General features: G+C 46.1%; 12 protein-coding genes and 1 pseudogene. 5 read left to right on the top strand and 8 right to left on the bottom strand.

Annotated elements, in window-relative coordinates:
• Positions 1-94: 94 nt before the first annotated feature.
• Positions 95-905, top strand: a pseudogene (locus tag HY807_05420) (ThiF family adenylyltransferase).
• Positions 902-1,357 carry a hypothetical protein gene (locus HY807_05415; protein MBI4825844.1) on the top strand — a complete coding sequence of 152 codons (456 nt, stop codon included), beginning with the start codon at positions 902-904 and terminating at the stop codon, positions 1,355-1,357. The pseudogene HY807_05420 and the gene HY807_05415 overlap by 4 nt, the downstream one beginning before the upstream one ends.
• Positions 1,358-1,410: 53 nt before the next feature.
• On the opposite strand, the gene HY807_05410 is transcribed toward HY807_05415, so the two are convergent.
• The 8 genes from HY807_05410 to rpmH form a co-directional block, all read right to left on the bottom strand.
• On the bottom strand, positions 1,411-2,232 hold the full coding sequence (locus tag HY807_05410; protein MBI4825843.1) for a hypothetical protein: 822 nt from the start codon (positions 2,230-2,232) through the stop codon (positions 1,411-1,413).
• 3 nt (positions 2,233-2,235) lie between these two features.
• Entirely contained in the window at positions 2,236-3,129 is an 894-nt protein-coding gene (locus HY807_05405; protein ID MBI4825842.1) for a DUF488 domain-containing protein, read from the bottom strand.
• A 73-nt stretch (positions 3,130-3,202) separates the two neighbouring features.
• Positions 3,203-4,063, bottom strand: a complete 861-nt coding sequence (locus tag HY807_05400) for a cation transporter (protein ID MBI4825841.1) — start codon at positions 4,061-4,063, stop codon at positions 3,203-3,205.
• Positions 4,064-4,093: 30 nt separating this feature from the next.
• Positions 4,094-5,467 carry a tRNA uridine-5-carboxymethylaminomethyl(34) synthesis GTPase MnmE gene (gene mnmE, locus HY807_05395; GenBank protein ID MBI4825840.1) on the bottom strand — a complete coding sequence of 458 codons (1,374 nt, stop codon included), beginning with the start codon at positions 5,465-5,467 and terminating at the stop codon, positions 4,094-4,096.
• A 31-nt stretch (positions 5,468-5,498) separates the two neighbouring features.
• On the bottom strand, positions 5,499-5,702 hold the full coding sequence (locus HY807_05390) for a hypothetical protein (protein MBI4825839.1): 204 nt from the start codon (positions 5,700-5,702) through the stop codon (positions 5,499-5,501).
• 31 nt (positions 5,703-5,733) lie between these two features.
• Positions 5,734-7,272, bottom strand: coding sequence for a membrane protein insertase YidC (gene yidC / locus HY807_05385; GenBank protein ID MBI4825838.1), 1,539 nt, complete (start codon positions 7,270-7,272; stop codon positions 5,734-5,736).
• A 51-nt stretch (positions 7,273-7,323) separates the two neighbouring features.
• Entirely contained in the window at positions 7,324-7,533 is a 210-nt protein-coding gene (yidD, locus tag HY807_05380) for a membrane protein insertion efficiency factor YidD (protein MBI4825837.1), read from the bottom strand.
• Entirely contained in the window at positions 7,533-7,676 is a 144-nt protein-coding gene (rpmH, locus tag HY807_05375; protein ID MBI4825836.1) for a 50S ribosomal protein L34, read from the bottom strand. Before rpmH ends, yidD begins: the two co-directional genes overlap by 1 nt.
• A gap of 108 nt (positions 7,677-7,784) precedes the next feature.
• Here rpmH and HY807_05370 point away from each other — a divergent pair, with 108 nt between their 5' ends.
• The 3 genes from HY807_05370 to HY807_05360 are packed head-to-tail and all read left to right on the top strand — an operon-like array spanning position 7,785 to position 10,695.
• Positions 7,785-8,264: a hypothetical protein gene (locus HY807_05370; protein ID MBI4825835.1), complete on the top strand. Its 480-nt coding sequence runs from the start codon at positions 7,785-7,787 to the stop codon at positions 8,262-8,264.
• Between the two features lie 2 nt (positions 8,265-8,266).
• Positions 8,267-8,962 carry a response regulator transcription factor gene (locus tag HY807_05365; protein MBI4825834.1) on the top strand — a complete coding sequence of 232 codons (696 nt, stop codon included), beginning with the start codon at positions 8,267-8,269 and terminating at the stop codon, positions 8,960-8,962.
• The gene (locus HY807_05360; GenBank protein MBI4825833.1) at positions 8,959-10,695 is read left to right on the top strand and encodes a PAS domain-containing protein; all 1,737 of its coding nucleotides are present in this window, start codon (positions 8,959-8,961) and stop codon (positions 10,693-10,695) included. Before HY807_05365 ends, HY807_05360 begins: the two co-directional genes overlap by 4 nt.
• Positions 10,696-10,854: the final 159 nt, after the last annotated feature.

Here is a 10,854-nt window from a genome sequence, read left to right as displayed (position 1 = left end):
ACAAGTCTTACTGCTTCTTCCTTGAACTGCTTGTCGTATTTCCTGTTCCCTTTTCTCTCTCCCATCTCACACCTCCTAAGGTTCTAAGGTTTATATTTTACCTAACCTTTCGGTGTGTACGCTGTTTCGGGGGAACTTCACCTTCCCAGTTATTGAATCAAAGGAAGACGAGTCGGTGTTCAACTATATCGATACAGCATCAAGTAGGGCTGAGATCAATGTGGTGACCAGAAAGCTTGAGATCATCAATAGGATTGGGATTGTGGGCTTGGGTGGTACAGGATCCTATGTGCTTGATCTTGTAGCCAAAACACCCGTCCGGGAAATTATTCTCTTTGACGGAGACAAATTTGCACAACACAATGCATTCAGATCACCGGGTGCCCCATCCGTAGAGGAATTGAGGGAAGAGTCCCTGAAAGTTGTCTATTTCAAAGACAAATATTCTAAGATGCATCGAAACATTGTAGCTAATGACTGCTATCTTGACGCTTCGAATATCAATCAGCTACATGGAATGGACTTTGTGTTCCTTTGTCTCGACAGAGGTGAATCGAAAAGACTGATCGTTGAAAAACTGGAGGAACTCGGTATCCCCTTCATTGACGTCGGGATGGGCGTGGAACTTGTCGATGGAACTCTGCACGGGGTACTGCGAATCACAACCAGCACAGTTAAAAAAACGTGAGCATGTAAAGGGGAAGAACAGAATTCCGTTCTCAGATGGTGACGGGAGTAATGACTATTCCAGAAACATCCAGATTGCAGATCTCAATGCGCTTAATGCGGCGTTGGCCGTCATCAAATGGAAAAAACTGTTTGGCTTTTACCAAGATTTCGAGAGTGAGCATTTCAGTGCGTATACCATAGATGGAAATGCGCTGATTAATGAGGATCAGCTGTGAAGAGGAAGATAAGTCTGAGACATGAATTTGTCGAATACATCCCTAATGAGTTAGTGGAAGGGACTATTTACGTTTCCATAGCATTTGCAATAGTGTCGCATAAGTGCTGCTGCGGGTGTGGGAATGAAGTTGTTACACCACTTTCACCGACAGATTGGAAAGTGACATTTGATGGTGAATCGATTTCACTTTATCCTTCGATTGGAAACTGGAATTTCGACTGTAACTCTCATTACTGGATAATAAAAAATAGGGTTGAATGGGATAGGAAATGGTCAGAAAAAGAAATTAATTCTGTGAGACATAAAGGCTATTTAAACAAAAGAAAATATTACGGCAAAAATAGTCTCTCACTTAACAAAGACATAACGGCAAACGACAGGGCGTCAAAAAGTGATAAATTAGAAGCTGAAAATAACTTTTTGTCGAGGCTGCGCAGTTGGTGGTCTTGAATTCATTGCAGCGCAATATGTAGGGACTCAGTTAATATTCGGTGATCATATTCTCAGAATAGTCCTATTTGCTTCTCATGCGGTATCGGAAACACACCGATTATGACCCATGGGTTGGCAGCCCAGCCGTGGAACTGCTGTGTTGTACCGAGGAAGAAATGCAAGTCCTTACTCGGGAAATCGGATAAGTACTTATCTTTCACTTTCGCCAATGCCTCGTCTTCATTGTTGCCGCTCTGTTTAAGGCAGTTCCAATAAAGCTGCCCTGTTTCCCAGTCTAAAATCTGCATTTCACTGATCTTGCCATCGGTATCTTCGAAGCGGTAAGAAAAACTGTAGGGAAGTTTAGTTATTAAGCTGAATGTCTGTCGCCATGAATCCTCTTCGAAGAGTACTCCTTGCTTGGTGCGGTTCCGCATCTCGTCTACTTTGGACTGATCCCATTCGCGGTCTTCTGCCTCCCAAATGAAATCCAGAATCCGTGTCGGCTTAAAGACAGCAAGCGACAGAGTGTTTGATTTGGCGCCGTCAATCAAGGGCTGAAGCCGCGTATATACAGGAGGAGTCTGTAGTATTAGCCTTCTACGCTCCCGCCAGTTATCTTTCGTATCCACGTGGCCAACAGGAAACAATTGATTTACATCTGCCAGGCGGAATGTCTCCGGGCGTGAATCGCTGGAGTTTTTTATCAGATCACATTCAAGCCAATCAAATTTCTGATATTTTCCATTGTCGTCCAACCTGCGGAAAGGCACGGGATATAAGCGTATCCATGAACCGTCTTCTCGCACCCCGGCTGTGCATACAGTTTCCCCGTATTTCCGTGAAAGAGTTGGATACGTTTTGACAGTGACGAGGAAGCGTTCTTTGGGCATTTATTACAGATGCCTGGAAGAGTATTTATTTCCGAACTGTTGTTCGAGAGCATCGGCAACGCAAGTCCTATGGCATTGCTCTGGCAGGCGCTCATAACATGTAAGCGCTACTCTGTCGCCTTTTTCGATCCAACTATTTATTTTACTCAAAGTGTTCGTTTGCCTTGGCAGATTCTCTTGTGTATACGCAGCAAACAATGCATCGTAATCTGCCTGTGTCTTAAGTTCCCGTCTGTCTTCGGATGCAATACCCAACTCAGGAAGGTGTTCATATCTGATGCCCACTCCCTCGCAACCTTTTGACAAGGTATTTTTTGAAAATCCATATTTCCGGCTTAACGGATTTCTGCGCACATCACATAGAAGCGTAACCCCGTCTCTAACAAGTGTGTTCAGGTAACCCTCCAATGACCTGCCTTCATACCCTATAGTACAAAGTCCGGACTCGCTGATTTTCGGACGCGCTGCATCAATAGCCACTATCGCCGTCACCTCACCGACAAGAACCCGATCTATAATTTCACTGCGAATTGCGTAGTAAGGATAACGCTTATATGTTTCAGCAACAAGGGCATCTCCCCGGAGTTCGGAATATCGTCTTGCGAACTCTTCCATAATCAATATTTTTGAGTTTGCAACCGTTGCCGATCTTCCTTCCGGTGTTAATTGCCATTCCCGATCCTCATCAACAAGCAGACCTTTTTTAATTAAATTCCGTTTGTCGGCATAGGACGTAAAGGAAAACGCGCCGTATTTATAAGGAATGAATTCATACGCCGGAGCCCCCTCAATTTCATGGCAATATAGGAGCAACAACTTCTGGAAATCCATATTACCAATCTCGCCCCCGAGTGCATTTACCAGCGCGAGCAGGAGTTTTTGACGATCAAAAAGCATAAATTATAATATCTTTTTTCCACTCATACTGCAATCTCTTTGTTCATCAGCCGCGGAGGCTGCCTTCTGATGTTCACTTCTTATAAGGCTCTATATGCACCACCACATCGATGACTGAAGGGAACGCCTTTTTTATCGCGTCTTCCACTGTGTGCGCGAGTTCATGGGCATCGCCTGTCTTCATCTCCGGGTCAACCTGTATATGCAGGTCTACATTGACGGCGCCTTCCTTGCCCCTTGTCCTTATGCCGTGACAAGCCTTGATGCCTTCAAGGCGGCATGCCACTTTTTCTATCTCATTCGGCTCAATGCAGACCGCGTCGGTAAGGACATCTGCGGCAGGCTTTAATATCTCGAATCCCATTTTTGCTATCAGAAAGGCGATAAAGAGCGAGGCGACGGTATCAATGAACTGGTATCCAACTGCTGCGGCGATAAGGCTTATGATTACTGAAAAGGATACAAAGATATCGGTCTTTGTGTGAGTCGCGTCTGCCAGCAAAAAGTCGCTCTTAAGCTCCCTGCCTTTTCTCGTCTCATAGATCATAACGCTTATATTTATGATCATGGTTACGAACATGATTAGGAAACTGACAGAGGTTACTTCTATCTCGTGCGGCACGGTGAAGCTGTGGTATGCCCTCTTTAATATCTCTATTCCTGCCATCATGATCAGGACTGCGATAGCGATGGTCGAGAGCGTCTCAAATTTTCTGTGGCCGTAGGGATGGCGTTTGTCAGGAGGGTGTGATGCGATCCATACGCCTACAAGGCCGATGATATTTGAAGTGCCGTCAAGAAAGGAATGAAGGCCGTCTGAGAGCATGCTCGTGGAGTTGGTCATGTAGCCGTAGAACATCTTTGCGCCGGCCACGAGCATGTTAAGGATTAATGTGTAATAAAGTACGCGCTGAACTTTTTTGAGCCTGTCCATGGTTATGATTATAAACTAAAAAAGAAAAACCTATTTCCCGATACAGAAGCTGCTGAATATCCTGTTGAGGATATCTTCTGTCGTTGTGATGCCGAGGATCTCTCCTATCGCGTCAAGCGCCTCTCTGAGTTCAATAGAGAGGAATTCAGGAGAGAGCCCTTTCTTCAGACCTGAATTAAATGACTTGATTGAGCCGGATGCCTTTTGCAGCGCCTTGATATGCCGGATGTTGGTTACGAGGGCGTCGCCGGAGATTGAGCCTCCCTGTAATGTCTTCTCAAGGATGCGCTCTTTTAATTCGGAAAGCCCAGCGCCTTTTATAGCTGATATCATTACTGCCGGATTATCTTTCGGCAGCATATCTGATTTTATTTTTAAAGGGCGGTCTGTCTTGTTTATAACTATTATCACATCTTTTGAAGCTGTCTCTTTTATCAGCCGCTTATCTGTATCGTGAAGCGGTTCGGTTCCGTCAAGGAGAAGGATGATGAGGTCAGCGTCCTTCATCGCCTTTAGGCTTCTCTTGACGCCCTCTTTTTCCGCGAGGTCATGCGACTCTCTTATGCCTGCCGTATCAAGCACCTTTACAGGCAGCCCTTTGATATTCAGGTATTCTTCAATTACATCCCTTGTTGTGCCGGGAATATCCGTGACAATGACACGGTCTTTTTCAAGCAAAGCGTTCAGCAGGGATGACTTGTCCACATTCGGCCTGCCTATGATGGCTGTCTTCAAACCTTCTCGCAGGATAACACCGTGCCTTGATGAATCAATAAGCGCTTTGAGGCTGTCGCCTATCTTTAACGCCTTATTTTTGAGTTCCTCTTTTGATGCGGGTTCGATATCATCCTCAGGAAAATCTATATACGCCTCTACATTTGCAGTAAGGTCAAGCATTTCCTCTCGTATTAATCCAATCTTTTGAGAAAGTCTGCCCTCAAGCTGATTGAGAGATGCTTTATGGCTCTGTTCGGTAAGCGAGTTGATAGTGTCGAGCACAGCCTCTGCCTGCGCAAGGTCTATCCTTCCGTTAAGGAACGCCCTTCGCGTGAACTCTCCGGGGTCGGCAAGCCGTGCGCCTGCGTTCAGGAGAAGCTCAAGTATTCTTTGCACAGATACCGGCCCGCCGTGACAGTTGATCTCAACGATATTTTCTTTAGTGTAAGTGTCTGGAGCCTTCATCACAGAGACAAGCACTTCGTCAACAGTCTCTTTTGTTGAAGGGCCAACAATATTGCCGTAGATGATCCTGTGCGACTTTATATTGGCGAGTTTCTTCTTTCGCGCAGAGACGAATATCTTGTCAGCTATCTTCAGCGCGTCCGTCCCGCTGAGCCTGACGATGCCGATCCCGCCGTGCCCTGTTGGAGTTGAAATAGCCGCTATTGTATCTTCAGGATGCATGCTGATAGTTTACAGAAAGAGAAGGGAGTTGTCAGGTCTGAGGTGGTGAAGCCGGAGAAATTAATGAAACAAATAAATTTACAATAATAAAAATAAGAACCATTACTGATAAAAGCAGAAGGATCCATGAATAGATATACGCCTTTCTCGCTTCATCGCCGGTGAATTCTCTTTTCTTCTTCTTAAGAAAGAGCCATCCGTAGAATTCTGCAAGAAAGTCTAAGAGGTCGTACATGTTAATTAAGGAAGTCGGACTTCCATAATTTCTATTCAGGTTGTTTGTTTACGAAATACTGCTGGCCGATGGCGAGGAGGTTGTTCACGAACCAGTAGATGACCAGCCCTGACGGGAAGTTCAGGAACATGACGGTAAAGACGATCGGCAGGAACATCATTATCTTTGCCTGTGTAGGATCCATGGTGGTCGGGGTCATCTTCTGCTGCACGACCATGCTGAGCCCCATTACTATCGGGAGTATGTAAAAAGGGTCTTTGAGTGAGAGGTCTGTGATCCAGAGCGTGAAGGGCGCGCCCCTAAGTTCTATTGTCTGAAGAAGCACATTGTAGAGCGCGATGAATACAGGTATCTGAAGCAGCATCGGCAGGCAGCCGCCAAGGGGATTGACCTTGTGTTTTTTGTACAGCTCCATCATCTCTTTCTGCTGCCTTTGAGGGTCTTTTTTGAACTGCTCCTTTATCTCTGCCATCATCGGCTGTATCTTCTGCATCTTCTTCATGGACTGCTGGCTCTTCTGAAGAAGCGGGATGAAAGGTATCCTGATGATGATCGTCATGATAATGATCGTCCATCCGTAATTGCCGACATACTTATGCAGGAACTTGAGAGCCCAGAAGAGCGGCTGTGCGACGATGGAGAACCAGCCGAAATCTATAATATGCTCAAGGCCCATGTTCAGGTTCTTGAGCCTGTCATGCTCTTTCGGGCCTGCATAAAGGACAAGGTTCTGTCTTCCTGAGGCAAGCTTGAATCCTATCTCGGATCTGTCAGCCTCTTTCCAGAAACTTGCGCCGGTTACAGGTGTTTGAGGCATGATGGCGGCAGTGAAGTACTTATCTTCCTGCGCTATCCATCTGACAGGCCCTGTCAGGTATTTGTTTGAATCTTTATCTGTGAACTTTTCGAGTTTCGCGTCAATAAGCAGTGTGGAGCCCGCATGTGTCCGCATCCCGCTCTCCATGTCAAAGATGCCGAATCCTGTGCCGACAGGCACTGTGTAATCAGGGGTGTTAGCTGTCTCGATCGATACATCGACCTTGTAGTCGTCATTATGGAATATAAGGCGTTTGCTTATGGATACGCCCTGGTTTTCATATCTGAAGGTTATCTCACCATCTTTTATGCCTCCTTCGGAAAGCACGAGTCTGTCACCGGTTGAGCTGTAGATCAGGCCTTGGGGAAGGTCGCGGTTTGAACTCTCAAAAAGGATGCTGAGGGGTGATATAGCGCCCGGCTTTTTCAAAAGAACCACGGGCATGTCTTTATCATCGTTGTACTTCTTGAGCTCCCAATATTTGATAACAGCGCCTTTGGTTGAAAGAACAGCTTTATAAAGGTCTGTTTCAACAATGACATCACTCCCCGTAGAAGCGGTCTCAGCAACAATATCAGTTGGAAGAGGAACCGGAGAAGGCGTCTCTGCCTTATTCTCATCTATCTTTGTCTCTGCCTGTGTCTGAACCTGCTCAACCGGCACAGTTACAGGAGGCTTAGGCGGGAATAGTGCATACCAGGCTAACAAAAAAAATGCGGACAGGACAACAGCTATCAGGGTGCGTTTTTCCATTATATTATTGTTTCCGGCCTTTCGTTATGCGGTAATTTGTCAGGCTTGTCATTATCTTACAGGGTCAAATCCACCCGGATGAAACGGATGGCACTTCAGGATACGCTTAAGAAAAAGCCACAGCCCTTTCATAACACCGTAATTTTCTACCGCTTCAATGCAATATGCTGAACAGCTGGGATAAAACCTGCACGAACCGGGAAGGAACGGCGAGATGCATCTCTGATACCCTTTAATTGCAAGGACTGTGATTCTCTTCACTATATAGATACAGATAGTCTCTTGCGGCCTTTGGCCCGCCTGCTTTTGATAACGTTACGGCCCGCCCTGGTGCTCATTCTCTCCAGAAAGCCGTGTTTTCTTCTGCGTTTCTTTACAGAAGGATGATATGTTGTATATGTCATGATTTGCTCCCTTTACTTATTTTTCACGATATCTTATTGAATCTAATCTTTGGAATTAGTATTCTACAATTACACCGTAAAAAAATCAAATACATATTAATAACAGGGATTATTGTTAAGTTGAGGGAACATTTCAGTAAATATGAGCCGGCAGTTGATCCAAGGCTGCTGATTCTACTTTCAGGCCTGGTTTGGGGCATAGTCGGGGTGATGCTCTGCCATCTTGCCATCGGCTGGCTGTCACAGACAACAGGCGACATAGCCGGCTATTTCGCTGTGTCAGGAGCTGTTATCTCTCTCTTGATCCACCACTTCGGTTTTCTGAAGCTTGCTGATAAGAATATTGAACGCATCGCGGCATATAAGGGGAAGGTGTGCATCTTTGCCTTTCAGGAGCGGAAGAGCTACATGATCATCCTTGTCATGGTCTGTATGGGAATAATCCTCAGGCATTCGCCCATGCCGAAGGCATATCTATCTATTATATATATAGGGTTCGGAGGAGCCATGATGCTGTCGAGCGTCAGATACTTCCATGTATTTTTCAAACTGCTTTTTAAGAAAAACAATTCTATTGGAAATTTATAACCATGAAAGAGAAGATCCTTGTTGTTGAAGATGAAAAAGACATTCAGGAGCTCATTGCGTATTATTTAAAGAAAGAGGGCTTTGACGTTACAGCTTCTTCTGACGGAGAGGACGCTTTAAGGCTTATCAGGCAGAACAAATACGATCTTATCATTCTTGACCTGATGCTCCCGAAGATACACGGAATGGAACTCTGCCGGATACTGAAATCCGGGGAGAAGACATTGTCACTCCCGATAATTATGCTTACCGCAAAGAGCGATGATTTTGACAAGGTACTCGGCCTTGAATCAGGCGCTGATGACTATATCACAAAGCCCTTTAATCCGAAGGAATTCATCGCGCGGGTAAAGGCTGTGCTGAGAAGGGCCGGGGGAACTCCGTTAAAAGAGAGGCTGATAATCGCGGGCGGCCTTGAGATAGATACCGAGACTTATCACGTGACAAAAAAGGGCAAAGAAATAATCCTCAGCGCCACGGAGTTCAGGCTTCTTCAGTATCTTATCCGGAGAAAAGGGAAGATCCTGAGCAGGGATATGCTTCTTGACGGGGTATGGAAAGACACGGCATTTGTTGAACCGAGGACGGTTGATGTTCATATAAGAAGGCTCAGGGAGCAGATAGAGGATGACCCTGCGAATCCGGTGTATATAAAGACGAGAAGGGGTATCGGCTACTATTTTGAGAAAGACCTATGAAAAGCATCTTTAAAAGAATATTCATTATTTATCTCGCAGTTTTTTTGCTCTCCCTTGTATTTATTGAGCTGTACGTTACCGATGTTGTCCGCACCGATTATATATCCAACCTTACAGAAAGCCTTTCCACGCAGGCAGGCCTTATAGCGGAAGGCTCTCTTTTTGACGAGGCGCGCCTTCCTGATGAATTCTGTATAAATGCAAAGGAGAAGACCGGGGCGAGGGTAACGGCCGTAGATAATGCGGGGAATGTCCTCTGTGATTCTGACAAAGATGCCTCTTCAATGGAGAATCACGGCAGCCGGCCGGAGATAATGCAGGCGCTTGCTTCAGGCACAGGTTCAGCAAGGCGTTATAGTGATACGCTTGGATATGACCTCCTCTATGTCGCTAAAAGGATAATAACAGAAGATAATGTGAAAGGGTTCATCAGGATGTCTGTCAACCTCAATGACGTGGATGCTGCGGTGAACGGCCTGAGGTTCAAGATCAATCTCGCGGTGCTATTCATCTTTCTGCTCTCCGGGCTGGTCATCGTATGGCAGACCGAAAAGATAAGGAAATTTGTCGGACAGATCACGGAATATGCAGGCGCTCTTGAACAGGGCCTCTTCAGGAAGAAACTTTACATGAAAGACGCCGGAGAATTTACTGAGATAGCTGAGAGCCTGAATGAGATGGCCTCTGAACTAAAGCTCAATATAGAGAAGAAGGAGAAGGAAGCCAACAGGCTTAATGTGGTGCTTAAAAGCATCCCTGATGCGCTTCTTCTGATAAATCCCCTTGGGAATATTGATCTTTCAAACAATGCCGCTGTCAAAATGTTCGGGATGTCAGGCCGTAACAAAAGGCCTTTCATGGAGGTTGTCAGGAATCCGGCCCTGATTAATCTGATAGATGGCGTCAAGAAGAACCGTCTCCCTGCATCTGCAGAGATAGTCATGGATTTTCCTGAAGAGAGGCATCTTTCAGTGAGCGCCTCCCCGCTGTTTTATAATGAGGGAGAACTGGCCGGCATAGTCGCAATATTCCATGACACAACAGCGCTAAGGAGGCTTGAAGAGGTGAGGAAAGACTTTATCGCTAACGTTTCGCATGAGATAAAGACACCGGTAACAGCGATAAGCGGGTTCGCTGACGCGCTTCTTGACGGAGCGCTTCAGGAGAAGGAGAACGCGGAGAAATTCATAAGGACGATAAGGGCGAACAGCGGCAGGCTGAACAGGCTGGTTGATGACCTGCTTACTCTCTCAAAGATCGAATCGGGAGCGATAAAGATCAGCAGGGCAGAGGTTGATATCAATCAAATCATTGACAGTGTGATCGAAACACTTAAGGCGAGGGCTGACGCAAAGGGGCTTTTCCTGGCCAGGCCTGCCGGAGCAGCGCAGGTTTCACTTAATGCCGACCGGGGCAGGCTTGAGCAGATACTTCTTAACCTTGCGGACAACGCACTGAAGTTCACTGAAAAGGGCGGGGTTGAGATCGGCGTTTCTTCAGAAGACGGGAAAAATTATATATTTGTCAGGGATACCGGCATCGGGATTCCTGAAAATTCTCTCTCCCGCCTGGGCGAGAGGTTCTTCAGGGTCGACCCTTCACGCTCAAGAGAGATGGGCGGCACAGGCCTCGGCCTCGCGATCGTCAAACACCTTGTAAAGGCGCATGGATGGGAGATGAAGATAGAGAGCGAAGCCGGCAAAGGCACAGCCGTAAAGATATATCATTCATAAAATCTCACCAAACCCTCTTGCCAGGAAGGTAATATCTTCTTCAAAGCTTAACACCCCTTTAATACTGCTGTAACATTGCCCTGTTATCCTGAATCATGAACATAATTTTCTTCAGCCGCACCGCCTGCATGGCCGCTATGGCAGTTTGCTTGTCAGTCA

This window comes from Nitrospirota bacterium (assembly GCA_016207885.1).
GTDB lineage: Bacteria > Nitrospirota > Thermodesulfovibrionia > UBA6902 > UBA6902 > JACQZG01.
This window is presented reverse-complemented; position numbering and strand designations above follow the sequence as displayed.